Here is a 20443-nt window from a genome sequence, read left to right as displayed (position 1 = left end):
TCGATCCTCCTGGTGTAAGCGCGGTGCCGCTGACGCGGCTGACATGCAATTCATTTGCGTCTTCGCGCGGTTCGTCGTGAGATGGTTCTGACACCGGACGATCGAACGGCGGGAGTAACAAGTGTGGCGCCATTTCTTGCCGACATCGCTGCCCGGCGGCTGTGATGCGCCGCGCACGGCACCGCGAAGGCTTCGCCATTGCCGGAACTGGCGGTGGTCTCGCGCGTTGATCAGCTTGCCCTTTTTGAAAGCCCCGCCTCGATGACCCGCCCGCCCGCGGCCTCCGCGTTCCGAACCGTCCTGCATCGCGCGTCGCTGGCCGGCCTTGCGGCGTCATTCCTGCTCTGCGGCCCCGCGCACGCCCAGGACTCCGGGACCAGCGGGATTCCGCTCGGACCGGCCAACATCAACGGGCTCAACGGCTCGGTGCGTGATCCCTCGGGCATCGGCAATGCGGCGCGGATTCCGCCGCTCCCGCAGCCCAACCTGGCGCCGGTCCCGGTGCCGAGCGTGGCGCCTTTGAACTCGACGCAGCCGGTCTATTCGCCGCGCCTTGGCTATGCTCGCCAATGGCGGCATCTGTCGAAACGGCAGCGCGCGAAGCTGGAGCGCCAGACCGTCAAGGAGAACGACCGGTTGCTGAGATACGGCGTGCCCAGCATCTGCCGGGGATGTTGAGCGACCCTGCGCTGCAGCTGCAAGCGGCTCTTAACCACGCACAGCCATTTGCCGCTCCGATTGAAGTCCCGGCCCGCGGCAAAGGCCCGCACGCCGCTTGGCCTGTCGCACGAATGATGTAGGCTGAAGATCGGAAAGACTCAGGCGCAGGTGGCGGCGCACGCCGCCGGTGCAAGGCAGGACTGACATGACCGACCATCTGATCGTCACCGACGAGGGCGAGGCGCGGGTGATCAAGCTCCGCCGCCCGGAGAAGAAGAACGCGATCACGCAAGCCATGTATCGCGGCATGACGGATGCGATCGACACCGCGCAGAACAATCCGAACATCCGCTGCCTGGTGATCACCGGCGGCTCCGGCGTCTTCACCTCCGGTAACGATCTGGAGGAATTCCTGCATGCCGGCACCGTCAATAGCGAGGCGGTGCGCACTTCCAACATGGTGAAGTTCCTGTATTCGCTGGCGCATAACGTGAAGCCGATCATCGCCGCCGTCGACGGGGTCGCGATCGGCATCGGCACGACGATGCTGTTTCACTGCGACTATGTGCTGGCCTCGACGGCGGCGACCTTCTCGACGCCGTTCCTGCGGCTCGGTCTCGTGCCGGAAGGCGCCTCCAGCCTGTTGATGCCGCAGACCATGGGCTATCAGCGCGCTTTCGCCATGCTGGTGATGGGACGAACCATGACGGCGGCGGAAGCCCACATTGCCGGCTTCGTCAATACGGTGGTGGCGCCGGGTCACACCGAGGTCGAGGCGCACAAGGTCGCGCGCGAGATCTGCCGGCTGCCGGCGGAAGCGGTGGCGATCTCGCGCAAGCTCATCCGCACCCCGCCGGACGAGCTGACCCGCCGCATCGACCAGGAGGCGCATATTTTCGGCGAGCGGATGAGCTCGCAGGAAGCCGTGGCCGCCTTCAAGGCGTTCCTGGAGCGGAAGAAGCTTTGAGGCCGGGCCGCCCGGAGCCTGACGCCAAGAACGCCATCAGCATCGACGACCGACCTACTTCGCCGCCCCCGCCGCGGCCGTCTGCTTGGCGAGGCCGTCGGCGAACTGCGTCTCCAGCTTGTCGAGATAGGCGTTGAACTCGCCCGGCTTGACGAACGGGTTCGGCGCGCCCGCGGCGATCTTCGCGCGCTTGCCGGCCATGTCGTACATCTCGGGATGCGGCGCCAGCAGGATATCGGGATGCACGGTCTTCGACCACGCAAAGGTCTTCTTGTAGTCGTCGATGATGCCGGGATAGGTCGGTCGTCCGACCAGGCGGTTCAGCGCCACCGTCGCGCTGCAGAAGAAGATCACGCTGCGTGTCGCCTCGCCGTCCTTCACGGTCGTGGTCCAGCTGGTGCAGCCGGGCGAGTGTCCGGGAGTTTCGTGCGCCGTCAGCGTGACGCCGCCGAGCTGTATGGTATCGCCCTCGTGCACGGCGCGATCGACCTTCACCGGCGGAAACATCAGATGCTTCTCTTCCTCGCGGCCGGGATAATAGCCGCCTTCGAGCAGCGGCTGGTCCTTTGCGCCGGCCACCATCTGCGCGCCGGATTCCTGCTTGATCTGCGCAAGGCCGCCGGTGTGATCGATATGAGCGTGGGTGTTGATGATGTATTTGATATCGGCGACCTTGAAGCCGAGCTTGGCGATGCTGCCCTCGATCTGCCCGGTGGCCTCCGGCATCGCGGTGTCGATCAGGATGTGCCCCTGCGGCGTGGTCACGAGATAGGAGGCCAGCCCGTCGGTGCCGACGTAATAGATGTTATCGATGACCTTGAACGGCTCGGTCGGAGTGTTCCAGTGCTTGATCATGTCGCGCATGAAGTCCGGCAGCGACTGCGCTGCGGCCTGGGTGGCAAGCAGCATGCCCGCGACCACGACCATCAACCTTTTCATCGAAACCTCCCGATTTCTTGCTTTGATTGACTCTCGTTATGTCATCACGGCGAACGCCACGCAATCGCAGCCGCCTTCGTGACAGTGTCGCCTCCCCGCTTTATGAGTCCGCCATGACATTTCGCTGCTGCGCGATCCTCGCCTGTCTCCTGATCAGCTTCGCACCCGCCCGCGCCGAGCGCGGTCTGCCGGTCGACCTGCGCATTCTTGCGATCAACGATTTTCACGGCAATCTGAAGCCGCCCGCATCGGGCATCCGGATCAGCGATCCCACCGACCCGACCAAGACCACGCTCGTCCCCGCCGGCGGGGCCGAGCAGATGGCGAGCCTGGTGAAGCAGCTGCGCGGCAACCACGCCAACAGCATCTTCGTCGCCGCGGGCGATCTGATCGGCGCGAGCCCGTTCCTGTCGGCCATGTTTCACGACGAGCCGACGATCGAATCGCTGTCGCTGATGGGGCTCGCGATCGCCTCGGTCGGTAACCACGAATTCGACGAGGGCAAGGACGAGTTGCTCAGGATGCAGAACGGCGGCTGTCATCCGAAAGACGGCTGCCAGGGCCCGCATCCGTTCCGCGGCGCGGACTTCCATTATCTCGCCGCTTCGACGGTCGTGACGGAGACCGGCAAGACCGTATTTCCGCCCTACGAGATCAGGACGTTCGAGGGCATTCCGGTCGCCTTCATCGGCCTGACCTTGAAGGGGACGTCCGAGATCATCTCGCCGGCCGCGGCGGCCGGATTGGATTTTCGCGACGAGGCGGAGACCGTGAATGCGCTGGTTCCTGAATTGAAGGCCAAGGGCGTGGAAGCGATCGTGGTGCTGATCCACGAGGGCGGCTGGCCCAGCGGCGGCTATAATGAATGCCCGGGCATCTCGGGCCCGATCGTCGCGATCGTCAAGAAGCTCGACCGGGCGGTCGACCTCGTCATCTCCGGCCATACCCACCAGGCCTATGTCTGCGAGATCGACGGCCGGCTGGTGACCTCGGGCGACAAGTTCGGCACGCTGGTGACCGCGATCGACGTCAAGCTCGACCCGGCGACGCGCGACGTGATCAGCGCCAAGGCCGACAATGTGATCGTGCGGAACACCCTGCCCAAGGATGCCGACCAGACCGCGCTGATCGAGACTTACGACAAGGTCGCGAGCCCGATCGCCAACCGGCCCGCAGGCATCATCACCGAGAGCTTGTCGCGGCTGCCGAATGCATCGGGCGAAAGCGTGCTCGGCGACGTCGTGGCCGACGCGCAGCTCGCTGCCACGGCGGCGGCCGACAAGGGCGGCGCCGTGCTCGCGATGACCAATCCCGGCGGCATCCGCACCGACCTTGTCAGACGCGCGGACGGTGGCCCGGCGACCTATGCCGAGGTGTTCGCCAGCCAGCCCTTCCGCAACCAGCTGGTGACGGTGACGCTGACGGGCGCCGACATCAAGGCGGCCTTGGAGCAGCAATGGCACGATCCGAAGCGGCCGCGCATCCTGCAGGTGTCGAGGGGATTTTCCTACGCCTTCGATCCGGCCAAGCCCGATGGCGAACGGATCGATGCGGCCTCGATGAGGCTGGGCAGCACGCCGATCAATCCCACGGCATCGTATCGCGTGACCATCAACACCTATCTCGCGCTCGGCGGCGACAATTTTACCGCGTTCAAACGCGGGCGCGAGGCGCTGACCGGCCGGTATGACGACGAGGCGCTGTTCGCCTATCTGAAGGACAACAGCCCGCTGGCGCCGCCCGCGCGGGACCGGATCAGCAACCGGGCGCCATGAGGGAAACCCGTCCCTCAGCGCTCCCGGCTCTTCCCGAGCCTGCCGCCAGCGCCTAGATTAGGGGTTTCAACCGCAACGCGCGAGGGCCTGGGTCCCGTATGTCCACGCTGTATCTCTCCCATCCCGCCTGCCTCGATCACGCCACGCCATCGGGACATCCGGAGCGCGCCGACCGGCTGCGCGCCGTCGAGGAGGCGCTGACCGAGGAGCGCTTCGCGCTGCTCGACCGCGACGAAGCGCCGGAGGGCGATCTCGACCTGGTGCTGCTGTGCCACCAGGAGCACTATGTCACCGAGCTGAGGCACGTCGCGCCGACCTCGGGTGTGATCTATCTCGACGGCGACACGTCGATGTCACCCGGCACCTGGGAAGCGGTGATGCGCGGGGTCGGCGGCGCGGTCGCCGCGACCAGCGCCGTGATGTCCGGCAGCCACCGCAACGCGTTTGTCGCGGTGCGTCCGCCCGGCCACCACGCCGAGATCGGCAAGCCGATGGGCTTCTGTTTCTTCGACAATGTCGCGATTGCCGCGCGCTATGCGCAGCGCCAGTTCGGCATCGAGCGCGCGGCCATCGTCGATTTCGACGTCCACCACGGCAACGGCACCCAGGACATCTTCTGGGCCGACAAGAGCGTGATGTACTGCTCGACGCATCAGATGCCGCTGTTTCCCGGCACCGGGGCGCGCAGCGAGCGCGGCGACCACGATACCATCGTGAATGCGCCGCTGGCCTCGGAGGACGGCAGCCTCGAATTCCGCTCGGCCTTCGAGAACCTGATCCTGCCGCAGCTCACCAAGTTCAGCCCCGAACTAATCCTCATCTCCGCAGGCTTCGACGCGCATTACCGCGATCCGCTGGCCTCGCTCAATCTGCGCGCCGAGGATTTCGGCTGGGTCACCCGCAAGCTGATGGACCTTGCCGACAAGACCGCAGGCGGCCGCGTGGTCTCGGTGCTGGAGGGCGGCTACGATCTGCAGGGCCTGAAGGAATCGGTCGCCGCCCATGTCGCTGCGCTGACCGGGGCATGATCCCCAGCTTCCTTCGATCCGCAGGTTCCACGGCCCGCCGGGGGCCTGACATGACCGGCGGCGGGGTGTAAAAGCCGGCCCCGGTCGAATCCCGGCCGCGGAGCGCTAATCGCAGGAACCCGGTATGGCAGACAACACCCTCCCCGACGTCAAGACACTGTCGTTCGAGCGCGCGATCGAAGAGTTGGAATCGATCGTCAAGCGGCTCGAGGAGGGCAAGGTGCCGCTGGAGGAGTCGGTGGCCATCTATGAACGGGGTGAGGCCTTGAAGCGGCGCTGCGAGGAGCTGCTGCGGCAGGCCGAAGCGCGGGTCGAGAAGATCACCACCGACGCCAACGGCCAACCGGTCGGCGTCGAGCCGCTCGACGTTCAGTGAGTTCCAGCCCCTCTCGTTAGGGCGAGATGGGCACTCCGGGCCGGCCGCATCGGCCGTGCCGCATTTCAACTGCGAATGATTGACCACTTCGGGCTGCGCGCATTCACCGCGGGACAGCCGCCTCTCGATCGTGCATAGCAGCCTAAAACTTTCGCAAATCTGTCCTGGAGGGCGGACCGGGCTGCTATAGTCCACGGCGAGGAGGAGACCGCCGGGCCGTTTGCCCGGGGCAGCCGCGCGAAGTTGGAACGCCGGCCCATACCAGCGACGCTTTCGACCCCGTCCTCATCCAGTTCATTCAAGGGATTGCAAACCCGCGTGCGCGTGCAGAACCGCCATATCATTTATGTGCAGGGCTACGACCCGCGCGGGCTTGCGCAATATTACCGCATGTTCCGGACCGAGCTGCGCAAGTTCGGCCGCCTCTACGGGGTCAACGCGACGATCAGCCGGCCGCATTCCAGCTCCGATGGCGACATTGCCTCCTGGTCGATCGAGACCAAGGGCGAGACCTGGCAGACCCGCACCGCCTATGACTTCCTGCGCTTCGAGGATTTCATTCAGAACGACCTCACCGCGCCGATTTGGCGCATCGTGCTGGAGGCGGTGTGGATCTATTGGCGGCTGATGTTCCGCGGCACCATCGCCCGGTTCTGGCGAGCGAACTGGCGGTTTGCGACCTTCATCACCTGGCCGCACATCATCCTGCTGCTGGAAGCGCTGGGCGCGGCGGCGGTCGGCTTCGTCTTCGGCAAGGGGTTGGGCGCGCTCGGCGTGCCCTCTCCCCTCAGTTTCACCGCAGGCGCAGCCGTTTTCTTCGCCCTGCTGTGGGGCGCGCTGCGCTACTTCGAAAACCAGACCTACGTGCTCTACCTGCTCTGCGACACGATCTGGACTTGGCAATACGCCCATCGCGGCCGTCCCGAATGGGATCGGCGCATCGACCGTTTCGCGCAATACCTGACCGAGGTGGCGCGTAACAGCGATGCCGACGAGATCGTCATCGTCGGCCACAGCTCCGGCTCGTTCCTGGCCGCCGAGATCCTGGCCCGCGCATTGAAGCTCGATCCCGCCCTCGGCCGCGGCAGAGCCCGGCTGATGCTGCTGACGCTCGGCGGTAATTTCCCGATCGTCAGCTTCCATAAGGCCGCCGCCGACTTCCGCGCCCATCTTGCCGAACTTGCGGTCACGCCGCAGGTCGACTGGATCGACTGCCAGGCGCGCAAGGACGTGATGAACTTCTTCCTGTTCGATCCGATCGCCGCCCACGGCATCAAGCTGAGCGCCGAACGACGCAATCCGACCATCGTGTCGGTGCGCTTCCGGGAGATCATCAAGCCGGACCACTACAAGCTGTTCCGCTGGCAGTTCTTCCGGGTGCACTTCCAGTTCGTGATGGCCAACGAACGGCCCCACGCCTACGATTTCTTCATGATCGTCTGCGGCCCGGTCCCGCTCCGCGAGCGCATGGCTCATCCTGAGGCAGCCCTTGCGGTCGTCACGACAAACGACGCCAAGACCCGCGACAGCAGCTGGGTGGTGTTGGACCCGCCCGGCGCGTCCGAACCGCCTGCTGCCGCCGATTTGGGCAGCTACGTGGAACCCACCGCACGCCGCCGGGGTTAGGTGTTGCCGGAAGGACCCGATGAGGGGCTTGCCATATTCCGCTGGCTTGGCTTTAAGACGCACTTTGGTGTAAAGGGGTTCGGAACTGTGGGCTTTTGGAGGCCCCGTCCATGCTGGGATGGCGGAAGTAACTGCCTGAAAAACCACGAGAAAATGAGCTGAACGCGACTTGGCGAAATGACGAGGACAATGACGCCGCCAAGAGTGATTTGCATCACATAGAGGGATCCGAAGCGCGGTTAGGCTTGTTCCGCGGCTTCGGCCCGCGCGGATGAGACCTGGATTCGACGTCCTGGATCCGACTTGGTGTCGCCGCCTGCTACGATGAACCCGTCTCACGTCGGCCCTTGAACCCGACCTGCAAAATTGGAATATCGCCGTGACCACATTTAGTAAAACGCCGCTTCTCGATACCATCAAGACACCGGACGATCTGCGTCGGCTCAAGGTGGAGCAGCTCCGGCAGGTGGCGGACGAGTTGCGTCAGGAGACGATCGACGCGGTTTCGGTGACGGGCGGCCATTTCGGTGCCGGCCTCGGCGTGGTCGAGCTGACCACGGCCATCCATTATGTTTTCGATACCCCGCGCGATCGCCTGATCTGGGACGTCGGCCATCAGGCCTATCCGCACAAGATCCTGACCGGCCGCCGCGACCGCATCCGCACCCTGCGCACGGGCGGCGGCCTCTCCGGCTTCACCAAGCGCGCCGAGAGCGACTACGATCCGTTCGGTGCGGCGCACTCCTCCACCTCGATTTCGGCGGGCCTCGGCATGGCGGTCGCCCGCGACCTCTCCGGCGGCAAGAACAACGTGATTGCCGTGATCGGCGACGGCGCGATGTCCGCCGGCATGGCCTACGAGGCCATGAACAATGCCGGCGCCATGAACTCGCGCCTGATCGTGATCCTCAACGACAACGACATGTCGATTGCGCCGCCCGTCGGCGCCATGTCCGCCTATCTGTCGCGGCTCTATTCTGGCAAGACCTACCGCACGCTGCGCGAGGCGGCGAAGCAGATCAACAAGCACCTGCCGAAGGTGCTGGCCAACCGCGCCAACCGCGTCGAGGAATATTCCCGCGGCTTCATGATGGACGGCGGCACACTGTTCGAGGAGCTCGGCTTCTATTACGTCGGCCCGATCGACGGCCATAATCTCGATCACCTGCTGCCGGTGCTGAAGAACGTCCGCGACATGGAGACCGGGCCGATCCTGGTCCACGTCGTTACCCAGAAGGGCAAGGGCTATCCGCCGGCGGAGGCCTCCGCCGACAAATATCACGCCGTGGTCAAGTTCGACGTCGCCACCGGCACCCAGGCGAAGGCCAAGCCGAACGCGCCGGCCTATCAGAACGTGTTTGGCCAGAGCCTGGTGAAAGAAGCAGAGAAGGACGACAAGGTCGTCGGCATCACCGCCGCGATGCCCTCCGGCACCGGCATCGACATCTTCGCCAAGGCGTTCCCGAAGCGCACATTCGACGTCGGTATCGCCGAGCAGCATGCGGTGACCTTCGCCGCAGGTCTTGCGGCTGAAGGCTACAAACCGTTCTGCGCGATCTACTCGACCTTCCTGCAGCGCGGCTACGACCAGATCGTGCACGACGTCGCGATCCAGAGCCTGCCGGTCCGCTTTGCCATCGACCGCGCCGGCCTGGTCGGCGCCGACGGTGCCACCCATGCCGGCTCGTTCGACAACGCCTATCTCGGCTGCCTGCCGAACATGGTGATCATGGCCGCCAGCGACGAAGCCGAACTCGTGCACATGGTGGCGACCCAGGTCGCGATCAACGATCGCCCGAGCGCGGTGCGCTATCCGCGCGGCGAAGGCCGCGGCGTCGAGATGCCGGAGTTCGGCGTTCCCCTGGAGATCGGCAAGGGCCGCATGATCCGACAGGGCAAGCAGATTGCGCTGCTCTCGTTCGGCACCCGTCTGGCCGAATGTGAGAAGGCGGCCGACGAACTCGCCGCCCTCGGACTATCGGCATCGATCGCGGATGCGCGCTTCATGAAGCCGCTCGACGAGGAGCTGGTCCTCAAGCTCGCCCGCGACCATGAGATCCTGATCACGATCGAGGAAGGCTCGATCGGCGGCTTCGGCTCGCATGTGATGCAGTTCCTGTCCGATCAAGGCATGCTCGACGGCGGGCTGAAGATGCGCTCAATGGTGCTGCCGGACGAATTCCTTGATCACGATACGCCGGCCGCGATGTATGCCCACGCCGGGCTCGACGCCAAGGGCATCGTGCGCAAGGTGTTCGAGGCGCTCGGCAAGGACTACAAGGCCGAGGTCGTCAAGCTCGCCTGAGCGCTGTCGCAGCGCGGCTTTGGGTGATCCATGAAGATCTATCTGGCAGGTCCCGACGTGTTCCTGCCGGATGCAGTTGAGGTCGGGCGCCAGAAGGTCGGAATTTGCGCCCGCCACGGCCTCTTCGGCCTCTATCCGCTCGACAACACAGTCGATCTGGCATCGGCCACGATCTCGCTCGATATCTTCCACGGCAACGCGGCGATGATGCATCAGGCCGACGCCATCATCGCCAATCTCACTCCGTTTCGCGGCCCTGGCGCCGATGCCGGCACCGTCTATGAGCTCGGCTACATGGCAGGCCGTGGCAAGCTCTGCCTCGGCTATTCCAACGATCCCTCCGTCTACGCCGAGCGCGCGCAGCGCTTCACGACCGTGATGACGCAAGGCAGCTTGCTGACGGATATCGAAGGCCTGGCGGTTGAAGATTTCGGGCTCAGCGACAATCTGATGATGATCCACGCGCTCGACCTGCATGGCTTTCCGCTGGTGACGCCGCGCGAACCGCCGGAGGATGTCTGGCACGATCTCGCGGCGTTCGAGATTTGCGTCAAGCTGGCAGCCGAGCGGCTGCTGGGCACGGATCCGTAGGGTGGGCGCGGCGCGTCAATTGCGATACGACCTAGGGAACGCCGGAAGCCGCGCGCCTTTGCCCACCAACGCATTTCACTGTAGGGCATCATGCTCTCCACGATTCCTGCTGTCGTCCCCTGCGAACGCAGGGACCCATAACCACAGGACGTTGTTTGTGGCAGACGAGTGGTTAGATCCCTTCCCGTCAACTGCGTCCTGTGGTTATGGGTCCCGGGTCGGCGCATCGACGCGCGATGCGCGTCGGTGCTTGCCCGGGACGACAGCGAATTTGGTGCGCGAGCTTCACAACTCATAAAAGCCGACCGATCACCTCATGCCCCCTCCTCGCAAACGCGCTGATCTCCTCTTGGTCGAACGCGGCCTGTTCGAGAGCCGCGCACGGGCGCAGGCCGCGATCGAGGCCGGCCTCGTCTTCGCCAACGCCAAGCAGGTCGCGAAGGCCTCCGAAACCATTCCGCTCGATGCTGATCTGCAGGCCGAGCCGGCGCATCCTTACGTCTCGCGTGGCGGCGTGAAGCTCGCCGGCGCGCTGGAGCGTTACCCGATTGAAATCGAGGATCACGTCTGCCTCGACGTCGGCGCCTCGACCGGCGGCTTCACCGAGGTGCTGCTCGCAAACGGCGCGGCGCTGGTGTTCGCCATCGACGTCGGCCGCGATCAGCTGCATCCGTCGTTGCGGGAGCATCCGCGGATCCTCTCGATGGAGACGACCGACATCCGCTCCTTCGAAGGCAGGCGGCTGCCGCAGCGGCCCGACGTGGTCGTCATCGACGTCAGCTTCATCTCGCTGAAGCTGGTCTTGCCGGTCGCACTGTCGCTTGCAGCCTCGCCGATGAGCCTGCTCGCGCTGATCAAGCCGCAATTCGAGGCCAAGGGCGCCCATGGCAAGGGCGGCATCATCCGCGATCCGGCCGTACACCAAGAGGTCTGCGACGATATCGCCGCCTTCGCCGCCTCGCTCGGCTGCACCGGGATCGAGGTGTTTCCCTCGCCGATCACCGGCGGCGACGGCAATGCCGAATTCTTCCTTGGAGCGCGGCGCCATGGTTGAGCGGCTCCTGATCGATCATGTCGGCCATCGCGGCGATGGCGTCTCGCTCACCGACGGTGAAGCGCTTTACGTGCCCTATACGTTGGGAGGCGAAACGGTCGAAGCCGCCGATATCCCCGGCCATCCCGACCGGCGCAAGCTGCTCGCCGTGGAGACCCCGAGCCCCGAGCGGATCACCCCCTTCTGCCCACATTTCGGCGTCTGTGGCGGCTGCGCCATCCAGCATTGGCAGGTGGATGCGTATCAGGCTTGGAAGCGCAATCTCGTGGTCGAGACGTTGAGGGCCGCCAAGGTCGATTGCGACGTCGGAGCTTTGGTCGACGCGCACGGCGCCGGCCGCCGCCGCGCCACCTTCCATGCGCGGATGGGCACGCACGAGGTGCTGAGGGTCGGCTTCTCGGCCGCCAACAGCCACGACATCATCCCGATCGATCGCTGCCCCATCCTTGATCCTGGCCTCGATGGCGCGTTGGAAGCCGCATGGGCCTTGAGCGAAGCGCTCAAGCCGACCGGCAAGCCGCTCGACATCCAGGCCACCGCCACCAATAACGGCCTCGACGTCGACATCCGCGGCTCCGGTCCACTGCCGTCGCCGCGGATCACGGCGCTGTCTGTCGTCGCCGAGCAGCACCGGCTGGCGCGGCTGACGCGTCATGGCGAACTGGTGCTGATGCGCAATGCACCGGTCATCAGCATCGGCGCGGCGCAGGTGACGCTGCCGCCGGGCTCGTTCCTGCAGGCGACCGTGGCCGGCGAAGAGACCCTGGCGAAGCTGGTGGGCGAGCGGATCGGCCGCGCCAAACACGTCGCTGACCTGTTTTGCGGCGTCGGACCGTTCGCGCTGCGGCTGGCGTCGACCGCGCGGGTCACCGCACTCGACAGCGATGCCGCTGCGGTGATGTCGCTGCAGAAAGCGTCGGCGAATACGCCCGGCTTGAAGCCGATCAAAGCCGAGACACGGGACCTGTTCCGCCGCCCCCTGATGCCGCAGGAGCTGCGTGATTTCGATGCCGTCGTGTTCGATCCGCCGCGCCAGGGCGCGCAGGCGCAGGCGAAGCAGCTTGCGGCGAGCAAGGTGCCGGCGGTGGTCGCCGTGTCCTGCAACGTCACGACCTTCGCGCGCGACATCAGGCTATTGATCGACGGCGGCTACAAGCTCGAGACCGTCATGCCGGTCGACCAGTTCCGCCATACGCCGCACGTCGAGCTGGTGGCGCGACTGGTGCGTTGAGCGCGCGGGCTCCTCGCCCCAGGCGCTTCACCGCACCACGTCGAGCTTCACATTGGCGACGCCGGAATGGGTCATGCCGAGCGCTTCGGCCGCCGAGTAGGACACGTCGACCACCCGTCCCTTCACGAACGGGCCGCGATCATTGACGCGCACGACCACCGACTTTCCGGTGGTGACGTTGGTGACCTGCAGGCGCGTGCCGAACGGCAGGCTGGGATGCGCCGCCGTCAGCTCATGCGGATCGAATCTCTCGCCGCTCGCGGTCTGCTGTTCCTCCGTATAGAAGCTCGCAACGCCGCGTAAGCCGCCGGGCGCGGCGACGACGGTGCGCTTCTCCGGCTCGCGGAGGCGCACGATCGAAGCCCGGGCAACGTGGCGAACCTCCCGGTGCGGCGGCTCGAGCATGGCCTGCCTGGGGGGAGCAGCAAGCCCCGCCTGCCTGCTGACGACCGATGATTGCGCGCACGCTGCAAGGGAGACTGCAAGCAGACCGACGGCTGCCGCCTGCGTCAGCTTGCGGCCGACCTGGCCGCGAGCGAGATCCGGCGCCCGGCCGGCTGGAGCGCGATCGGATCGGGTCGAACCGCTATCGCGCTCGAGATGGTCGACTGAACATGATCTCTTTCGGAAAGCCGCATCGCGCCCTTCCAGATCATGCACTGGGCCACAGTTGACCCCAAAGTTCCTGTCGTCACGGTCGATAGTACGCATGTTCTATGCGCCTCCGCCCCAGCGAGGCCAAGGTCGCCAACAGATCAGGGCAGCATCGTGGCACGAGAACAGAACCGCCGCACAACCTACGGTTTTTAGCCTTGGGTGTGTCTTTGATGTGACATGTTCCGGGCCAAAGGCTGAGCCAGCGCTCGCGCGCAGCTTCCGCACGTCCGGATCGCGCGATGGCCGCGGCGCTCACCCGCGAGTTCGTGGCAGAAGCGGCCTTGACATGAGCTCCGCCGGGGACCCCCTACCGCCCCCACCTGTCCTGCCAGATCTTCTCGCCGATGGTGCAGGACACCCGTGGCTCCCTCGGCTCGTCGGCGACCGGCACGATGTGGCGCTCGGGTATACGACCGGCGACTTCCATCAACAGCTTGGTGCGGATCGCCTCTTTGAATTCTTCCCGGCTCTTGATCGGTATCACGAAGGAGCCCGTGCCGCCGGTGACACAGTCCTTGTAGTACAGATCGAGATTCTCGATATCCATCGTCGAGAAGGACGGCTCCTTCACCATGACGGGCAAGCCGTTGATCACGATGCCTTTGGAAACAGCTTCATCGCGCGCGATCGTGACCGGCCCGCCGCTGTTGTTGGGCCCGTCGCCGGAAATGTCGATGACCCGCCGCAATCCCCGATAGGGATCTTCATCGAACAGCGGCATCGCGAAATTGATCGCCCCCGAGATCGACGTGCGCGAGGCGCGGCGGATCGGCGTCTTCATGATCTCCGCTGATACGGCATCCGCGCTCTCCGGCCCCTCGATCAAGCGCCAGGGAATGATGATCTTCTGGTCGCCGGAGGCCGCCCATTCGAAATAGGTGATGGCAATGCGTCCGTTCGGACCGTTCTTCAGCGCCTGCAGGAATTCCTTCGAGGCGATCGCCTGGGCGTAGCCTTCGCGCTGGATCGCGAGCTCATCGAGGTCCATCGAATAGGAGACATCGACCGCAAGAATGAGTTCAACGTCGACGCTGCCCGCTTCTTTCTCATTCAGTTGCTGCGGTTGCTGGGTCGGCTGCGCCCTGGGGGCCGCGCTGACCTGTACGACGTCCCCCCAGTCCAGCACGCCCATGACGCACAGGGTTCCGATCGAAATCCACCAGCGCATGCCGCCCTCCAATCGTATGGAGGGATGGTGACATGCAATCCGCCGACGGCAAGGTGGGAACGAGCGGCCCCATTCACATTCGAGTTAGCTCTGTCATACCGGATGCCGGCAATAAAGCAGGCATGCCGGGCTGTCCTGCCAACCCCGTAGTTCCCCGGCCGAGTCGGAAACTGTATGGTCGACCGGTCCTTTCACCAGGATGGGTGCCGCTGGAATGAATGACGCTGTCACCAAGCCGGAGACGAAGGTCAGGACCAGGGTTCGGACCAAGGTCGAGCGCCCGCGTCTCTACAAGGTGATCCTGGTCAATGACGACTTCACGCCCCGTGAGTTCGTCGTCTCGGTGCTGAAGGCGGAATTCCGCATGACCGAGGACGAGGCCTACAAGGTGATGATCACGGCGCATCGGCGCGGCGTCTGCGTGGTCGCCGTCTTCACCAAAGACGTCGCCGAGACCAAGGCGACGCGCGCCACCGATGCCGGCCGCGCGAAAGGCTATCCGCTGCTGTTCACCACCGAGCCGGAGGAATAACAGCTAAGCTGCGGCCTCCTCGCGCAATCCGAACACTTTTTGCTCGGTCGAGAAGCCGGCGATCGGAAATGCGCCGAGCTCGATCCAGTCTTCACCGGACACCCCGGCGAACGTCTCCGAGGCCACGATGGTGCGCTTCAGCCGCGAGGTGAGCTTTTCCAGGCGTGCAGCGAGGTTCACCGCCGGACCGATGCAAGTAAAATCGAGACGGTTGCCGCCGCCGATATTGCCGTAGAGCAATTTGCCGACGTGCAGCGCCACGCCGAAGCGGAAGCGCTCGATCGTATCTCCGACTGAGTATTCGAGCGCGGCGACGCTTGCGCGCGAGGCACGCGCGGCGGCAAGCACGCGAGCGCAGACCTCCGCAGGATCGCCGTCCCGCTCGGCGATCGGAAACACCGCGAGCAGACCATCGCCCATGAACTTCAGCACCTCGCCGCCCTGCTCTCCGATCGCGGCGACCTGGCAATCGAAATAATGATTGAGGATCTCGACGACGGTCTCGGCCGGCAGCCGGTCGGACAGCGACGTGAAGCCACGCAGGTCCGACAGCCAGATCGCCGCATGCATCGTATCGGCGTGGCCACGACGGATCTGGCCGCCGAGAATGCGCTCGCCGGCGCGGTTACCGACATAGGTGTCGAGCAGCATCGCGGCGGTCCGCTGCAGTGTCACAATCTCGATGTTGCGCGCGAGCGCCGGAAGTACCGCGCGGATCGCCTGCATGTGCACATCGGTGAAACCGCCCGGGCATCTGGTGGTCCAGCTCGACGCGTTCACCGAGCCATCGTGGAACGCCAGAGGCAGGGCGATATAGTCGGTCCCGCCTTCGGCGCGCAGGTCCAGCAGAAGAGGAAATCGCTCCGCATCGGGAGAGGTCGGATCCATCCTGAATTCGCCGCTGCGCTCGAACACCGCCGAGAGCGGGCTCGTCCTGAACATCGGCGATTCCAGGAAGCTGAAGTCGACGCTGCCGACTTGGACCTCCGCACCCGGGCGCCAGATCAGATTGCGGCCGAGAATCTCTGGGTGCAGGGTGCGGACGAAGATGCCGGTCCGCCATAGCGGCACGCCCAGAGCCACCATGCGTTCGCAGAAGGCAGACATCATCTGCTCGGGCGTCACGGAAGTGTGCGCGCCATCGATCAGCCAGTCCTTGATGTCCTGTAGTTTGGATACGTCCATGCGCCGAACATTAAGCGAGCGACAAGCTGCCGGCAAACGGCCGTCGCTGCGCGAGCAGCTATCCGACCTGGCCACGATGACGCAGCAGATGGTCGGCGAGCACGCAGGCCATCATCGCTTCGCCCACCGGCACCGCGCGGATGCCGACGCAGGGGTCGTGCCGGCCCTTGGTCAGGATCTCGGTCTCGTTGCCCTGGCGATCGACGGTGCGGCGGGGGTTGAGGATCGACGAGGTCGGCTTCACCGCAAAGCGCACCACGATCGGCTGCCCCGTGGCGATGCCGCCGAGGACGCCGCCGGCATGGTTGGACAGAAAGCGCGTGCCGTCATTGCCGGAGCGCATCTCGTCGGCATTCTCCTCGCCCGTGAGTTCGGCCGCGGCAAAGCCGGCGCCGATCTCGACGCCCTTGACGGCATTGATGCTCATCATCGCCGCCGCGAGGTCGGCATCGAGCTTGCCGTAGAGTGGCGCGCCCAGGCCGGCCGGCACGCCTTCGGCAACGATTTCCAGAACTGCGCCGATCGAGGAGCCGCTCTTCCTGATGCCGTCGAGATAATCTTCGAAGAATGCCGCCTTGTCCTTGTCGGGGCAGAAGAACGGATTGCGCGCGACCTCGTCCCAATCCCATTTGGTACGGTCGATCTTGTGCGGGCCCATCTGCACCAGCGCGCCGCGCACCTTCACATCGGGCAGGATCTTGCGGGCGATCGCACCGGCCGCGACGCGCGTCGCCGTCTCGCGCGCCGAGGAGCGGCCGCCGCCCCGATAATCGCGCAGGCCGTATTTGGCTTCGTAGGTGAAGTCGGCGTGGCCCGGTCGAAACTTGTCCTTGATCTCGGAATAGTCCTTCGAGCGCTGGTCGGTGTTCTCGATCAGCAGCGCAATCGGCGTGCCGGTGGTCACCTGCACACCGGTTTCGGGATGAACCATCACGCCGGACAGGATCTTCACCTGGTCCGGCTCCTGGCGCTGGGTCGTGAAACGCGACTGGCCCGGACGGCGGCGATCGAGATCGTGCTGGATCTCCTCAGCGGTCAGCGGAATGCGCGGCGGACAGCCGTCGACGACGCAGCCGATCGCCACCCCATGGCTCTCGCCGAAGGTGGTGACGCGGAACATGTGGCCGAAGGTGTTGAAGGACATGAGCGGATCTACCAATCAGCAAACCGTCGTTCCGGGATGGTCCGAAGGACCAGACCGGGAACCTCGAGATTCCGGGTTCGATGCTGCGCATCGCCCCGGAATGACATGAACTAACTAAACTTCTCGAACCCGTCCGGGCCGAACACATAGACCGCGCCCTGCTGGATCGGCAGATCGACCGCGCGCTGCGGCGTCGCGAAGCCGAGCGCCACCATCAGCGCCCGCGCCGTGCCGCCGTGCGCAACCGCGACGGTATCGGCGTCAAGCGTATCGTACCATTGCCGCACCCGCTGCTCGACATCAGCATAGGTCTCGCCGCCCTCGGGCGCCAGGGTCCATTTCTCGGTCAGCCGCTGGGCGTAGAAGACGGGATCCGCAGCCTCCATCTCCGGCAGCGTGAAGCCTTCCCATTTGCCGTAGCCGATCTCGCGCAGCCGCGGATCGAGCGCATAGTCTTCCGGGGGAAGCTGCAGCGTCCGGCGCACCAGCTCCATGGTCGCCCTGGCCCGGCCCAGCGGGCTCGCCACGAAGGGCAGCCTCGCGAGTTCGTGGCCATTCCGCCCGGCGAGCTCGCTGAGGATGTTGCCGGCCTGAACCGCCTGCACCCGGCCAAGATCGTTCAACGGAATGTCCTGCGTGCCCTGCAGCCGGCCCAGAGCATTCCATTCCGTCTCGCCGTGGCGGATGTAGTAGATCGTCGGCGCAGGCATTGCGGCTTGACGTCAGTCCTTTGCGAGCGACATGTCCGGCGCGTCCGGACGCTTCATGCCCAGCACGTTGTAGCCGGCATCGACATAATGCACCTCGCCGGTGACGCCGCGGGCGAGATCCGAGAGGAAATAGAGCGCGCTGTCACCCACCTCCTCGATCGTCACGTTGCGACGGAGCGGCGCGTTGACCTCGTTCCACTTCAGCAGGTAGCGGGAATCCGCGATGCCCGCGAAGGCCAGCGTCTTGATCGGGCCGGCCGAGATGGCGTTGACGCGTATGTTCTTCTCGCCGAGATCCACGGCAAGATAGCGCACGCTCGCCTCCAGCGCCGCCTTGGCGACGCCCATCACGTTGTAATGCGGCATCCACTTCTCGGCGCCGTAATAGGTCAGCGTGATGATCGAGCCGCCGTCGGTCATCAGCTTCTCGGCGCGCTGGGCGATCGCCGTCAGCGAGTAGCAGCTGATCAGCATGGTCTTGGAGAAATTGTCGGCCGTGGTCTCGATGTAGCGGCCGTCGAGCTGGTCCTTGTCGGAGAAGGCGATCGCGTGCACGACGAAATCGATCTTGCCCCATTTCTCCTTCACCACGTCGAACACCGCATCGATCGTGGCGGCATCGGTAACGTCGCAATGGCCGAGCATGAGAGCGCCGAGCTCCTGCGCCAAGGGCTCGACCCGCTTCTTCAAGGCGTCCCCCTGGTAGGTCAGCGCGATCTCCGCGCCCGCCGCGCGCGCCGCTTTGGCGATTCCCCAGGCGATCGAGCGGTTATTGGCGACGCCGAGAACAACCCCGCGCTTGCCCTGCATCAGACCTGAATTTTGCGGCATCCGGCTTCTCATCGAATTGGTTAAGCAGTGGACGTACACCACCGGTTTGGCCCGGTATAGCCCCTTTCGAAGGCTCGGCGGCATAGTCCTGCCCCGATCTGCCGGTCGGAATAGGCCCGTCATGCCGGGGTTATGCTGGCTGGGGCGCGGCACGATCGAAGGCTGTGCCGCAGGAACGACAGCCGAGAGATCTTTGCGATGAGCCCGTTTCGCCAGAGTGTGGAAGCGATGATACCGGCGCTGCGCCGTTACGCCCGCGCGCTGGCCCGCGACGCAGATGCCGCCGACGACCTGGTGCAGGATACGCTGGTGCGCGCGCTGCGCGCCGAACGGCTGTTTCTCGGCGGCGACATCAGAAGCTGGCTCTACACCATCCTGACCAACCTCAACAAGAACCGGCGCCGCTCGCTGGCGCGGCGGCCATATTTCCTGCCCTTGCAAGACGATAATCCGGACGCCAGCGGCACCGAGGCGGAAGGCCGCGACATCGAACGCGCGCTGTCGACCCTGGTCGAGGAACAGCGCGCCGCGCTCGTGCTCGTGGTGTTGGAGGGACTGAGCTATCGCGAGGTCGCCGAAATCCAGGGGGTTCCGATCGGCACAGTGATGTCGCGGCTGGCCCGCGCCCGGGGCCATGTGCGCGCGGTGCTGGACGGCGAACGCCCGGCGCTGCGGAGGATCAAATGACGGCCGCGCTGCTGACTGCCGACGCCATCGCTGTGGCCAGCCTGGAGCCGATCGCCTCGGGCTGCAAGATCGCCACGCCTTCGACTGAAGTGAGACGACGACAATGACCGATCCGAAGATTCCCATCACGGAAGACGAGCTGCATGCCTATGTCGATGGCGAGCTGCCGACGGAACGCCGTGGCGACGTCGAAGCCTGGCTCGCGACACATCCGGAGGACGCCGAGCGGGTGCAGTCGTGGCGCGCCGTCGCGGATGCGCTGCATGCGCGCTACGATGCGGTGGCCAACGAGCCGGTGCCGCCGCGGCTCGAACTGGAGCGACTGCAGCGGCCGCCACGCAAATGGCTGTATGGTGCAATCGCCGCAAGCTTTGCCGCTTTTGCCATGGGTGGCGCGACCGGCTGGATCGCGCATGACGTCACGGCGTCGCCCTCCGCGTTCCAGGCGTTCACCGGCGATGCACTCGAAGCGCACCGGCTGTATGTGGTCGAGGTCCGCCATCCGGTCGAAGTACCCGGCGACGAGAAGGCGCATCTGCAGCAATGGCTGACCCGCCGCTGCGGGCGGACGGTGCATGCGCCGGAGCTCGAATCCAGCGGGTTGAAACTGGTCGGCGGACGGCTGCTGCCGGGGCCATCCGGACCTGCGTCGTTCCTGATGTATGAAAGCGCCTCCGGCGAACGTTTCACCATCTATGCAACCAGGACGACAACCGACGCGACACAGATGCGCTACACCCGCGAGGGCACTAACGGCGCACTGTCCTGGGCTGACCGCGGCGTCGGCTATGTCGTAATCGGCGGCAATGATCGTGGACGTCTAACAGAGGTTGCACGCGCGGTTTACGATCAAGCCGAACGCAGTGGCGGATAGCGCGCATGAGCTATCATCCACACGCGATAAGCGAGATCGCGATTCGCGATTCCGACGCTTCCGAGAAGCAGTTGCCCCGCATCGTACTTGCGATCGCTGAAGT

20 protein-coding genes are annotated in these 20443 nt (G+C 65.2%); 13 read left to right on the top strand and 7 right to left on the bottom strand.

What is annotated here, in order from left to right; translation table 11 throughout:
- Nucleotides 1-198: 198 nt before the first annotated feature.
- Nucleotides 199-678, top strand: coding sequence for a hypothetical protein (locus QX071_RS13320; RefSeq protein WP_315706967.1), 480 nt, complete (start codon nucleotides 199-201; stop codon nucleotides 676-678).
- A 187-nt stretch (nucleotides 679-865) separates the two neighbouring features.
- Nucleotides 866-1627 (top strand): crotonase/enoyl-CoA hydratase family protein, encoded by a 762-nt coding sequence (locus QX071_RS13315; protein ID WP_315706966.1) that lies wholly within the window; start codon nucleotides 866-868, stop codon nucleotides 1625-1627.
- 54 nt (nucleotides 1628-1681) lie between these two features.
- Here the strand turns inward: QX071_RS13315 and bla are convergent, their stop codons facing one another.
- Entirely contained in the window at nucleotides 1682-2566 is an 885-nt protein-coding gene (gene bla, locus QX071_RS13310; RefSeq protein ID WP_315706965.1) for a subclass B3 metallo-beta-lactamase, read from the bottom strand.
- A gap of 113 nt (nucleotides 2567-2679) precedes the next feature.
- Between bla and QX071_RS13305 the strand changes: the two genes are divergently transcribed.
- The 8 genes from QX071_RS13305 to QX071_RS13270 all read left to right on the top strand — a co-directional run bounded on the left by QX071_RS13305 (nucleotide 2680) and on the right by QX071_RS13270 (nucleotide 12552).
- Nucleotides 2680-4341 (top strand): bifunctional metallophosphatase/5'-nucleotidase, encoded by a 1662-nt coding sequence (locus tag QX071_RS13305; RefSeq protein WP_315706964.1) that lies wholly within the window; start codon nucleotides 2680-2682, stop codon nucleotides 4339-4341.
- Nucleotides 4342-4439: 98 nt separating this feature from the next.
- Nucleotides 4440-5369, top strand: coding sequence for a histone deacetylase family protein (locus tag QX071_RS13300; protein WP_315706963.1), 930 nt, complete (start codon nucleotides 4440-4442; stop codon nucleotides 5367-5369).
- Nucleotides 5370-5493: 124 nt separating this feature from the next.
- Nucleotides 5494-5745, top strand: coding sequence for an exodeoxyribonuclease VII small subunit (locus QX071_RS13295; RefSeq protein ID WP_315706962.1), 252 nt, complete (start codon nucleotides 5494-5496; stop codon nucleotides 5743-5745).
- 318 nt (nucleotides 5746-6063) lie between these two features.
- The gene (locus QX071_RS13290) at nucleotides 6064-7371 is read left to right on the top strand and encodes a hypothetical protein (RefSeq protein ID WP_315706961.1); all 1308 of its coding nucleotides are present in this window, start codon (nucleotides 6064-6066) and stop codon (nucleotides 7369-7371) included.
- Between the two features lie 379 nt (nucleotides 7372-7750).
- A complete protein-coding gene (dxs, locus tag QX071_RS13285; protein WP_315706960.1) occupies nucleotides 7751-9676 on the top strand; it encodes a 1-deoxy-D-xylulose-5-phosphate synthase in 1926 nt (641 codons plus the stop codon).
- Nucleotides 9677-9706: 30 nt separating this feature from the next.
- Nucleotides 9707-10267: a nucleoside 2-deoxyribosyltransferase gene (locus tag QX071_RS13280; protein ID WP_315706959.1), complete on the top strand. Its 561-nt coding sequence runs from the start codon at nucleotides 9707-9709 to the stop codon at nucleotides 10265-10267.
- A 316-nt stretch (nucleotides 10268-10583) separates the two neighbouring features.
- Nucleotides 10584-11321, top strand: coding sequence for a TlyA family RNA methyltransferase (locus QX071_RS13275; protein WP_315706958.1), 738 nt, complete (start codon nucleotides 10584-10586; stop codon nucleotides 11319-11321).
- A complete protein-coding gene (locus tag QX071_RS13270; protein WP_315706957.1) occupies nucleotides 11314-12552 on the top strand; it encodes a class I SAM-dependent RNA methyltransferase in 1239 nt (412 codons plus the stop codon). Before QX071_RS13275 ends, QX071_RS13270 begins: the two co-directional genes overlap by 8 nt.
- Before the next feature lie 27 nt (nucleotides 12553-12579).
- On the opposite strand, the gene QX071_RS13265 is transcribed toward QX071_RS13270, so the two are convergent.
- Nucleotides 12580-12957: a septal ring lytic transglycosylase RlpA family protein gene (locus tag QX071_RS13265; RefSeq protein WP_315706956.1), complete on the bottom strand. Its 378-nt coding sequence runs from the start codon at nucleotides 12955-12957 to the stop codon at nucleotides 12580-12582.
- Nucleotides 12958-13516: 559 nt separating this feature from the next.
- Entirely contained in the window at nucleotides 13517-14377 is an 861-nt protein-coding gene (locus QX071_RS13260; RefSeq protein WP_315706955.1) for a DUF1194 domain-containing protein, read from the bottom strand.
- Between the two features lie 214 nt (nucleotides 14378-14591).
- On the opposite strand from QX071_RS13260, the gene clpS reads away from it, so the two are divergent.
- The gene (gene clpS, locus QX071_RS13255) at nucleotides 14592-14909 is read left to right on the top strand and encodes an ATP-dependent Clp protease adapter ClpS (protein WP_315706954.1); all 318 of its coding nucleotides are present in this window, start codon (nucleotides 14592-14594) and stop codon (nucleotides 14907-14909) included.
- Between the two features lie 3 nt (nucleotides 14910-14912).
- On the opposite strand, the gene QX071_RS13250 is transcribed toward clpS, so the two are convergent.
- From QX071_RS13250 to fabI, 4 genes are all read right to left on the bottom strand, one after another.
- A complete protein-coding gene (locus tag QX071_RS13250) occupies nucleotides 14913-16094 on the bottom strand; it encodes an adenylate/guanylate cyclase domain-containing protein (RefSeq protein ID WP_315706953.1) in 1182 nt (393 codons plus the stop codon).
- Nucleotides 16095-16152: 58 nt separating this feature from the next.
- Nucleotides 16153-17238 (bottom strand): chorismate synthase, encoded by a 1086-nt coding sequence (aroC, locus tag QX071_RS13245; protein ID WP_315706952.1) that lies wholly within the window; start codon nucleotides 17236-17238, stop codon nucleotides 16153-16155.
- 110 nt (nucleotides 17239-17348) lie between these two features.
- Complete coding sequence (locus QX071_RS13240) at nucleotides 17349-17948, bottom strand: histidine phosphatase family protein (RefSeq protein WP_315706951.1); 600 nt, start codon at nucleotides 17946-17948, stop codon at nucleotides 17349-17351.
- Between the two features lie 12 nt (nucleotides 17949-17960).
- Entirely contained in the window at nucleotides 17961-18779 is an 819-nt protein-coding gene (gene fabI, locus QX071_RS13235) for an enoyl-ACP reductase FabI (RefSeq protein WP_315706950.1), read from the bottom strand.
- A gap of 198 nt (nucleotides 18780-18977) precedes the next feature.
- Between fabI and QX071_RS13230 the strand changes: the two genes are divergently transcribed.
- Nucleotides 18978-19466 carry a sigma-70 family RNA polymerase sigma factor gene (locus QX071_RS13230; RefSeq protein WP_315706949.1) on the top strand — a complete coding sequence of 163 codons (489 nt, stop codon included), beginning with the start codon at nucleotides 18978-18980 and terminating at the stop codon, nucleotides 19464-19466.
- A gap of 103 nt (nucleotides 19467-19569) precedes the next feature.
- Nucleotides 19570-20340: an anti-sigma factor gene (locus tag QX071_RS13225; protein WP_315706948.1), complete on the top strand. Its 771-nt coding sequence runs from the start codon at nucleotides 19570-19572 to the stop codon at nucleotides 20338-20340.
- Nucleotides 20341-20443 lie beyond the last annotated feature (103 nt).

The sequence above is a fragment of the Bradyrhizobium sp. SZCCHNS1022 genome (genome assembly GCF_032484835.1).
In the GTDB taxonomy this organism is placed as follows: domain Bacteria; phylum Pseudomonadota; class Alphaproteobacteria; order Rhizobiales; family Xanthobacteraceae; genus Bradyrhizobium.
The sequence above is the reverse complement of the archived record's forward strand: the minus strand, read 5'-3'. Positions and strand labels throughout refer to the sequence as shown.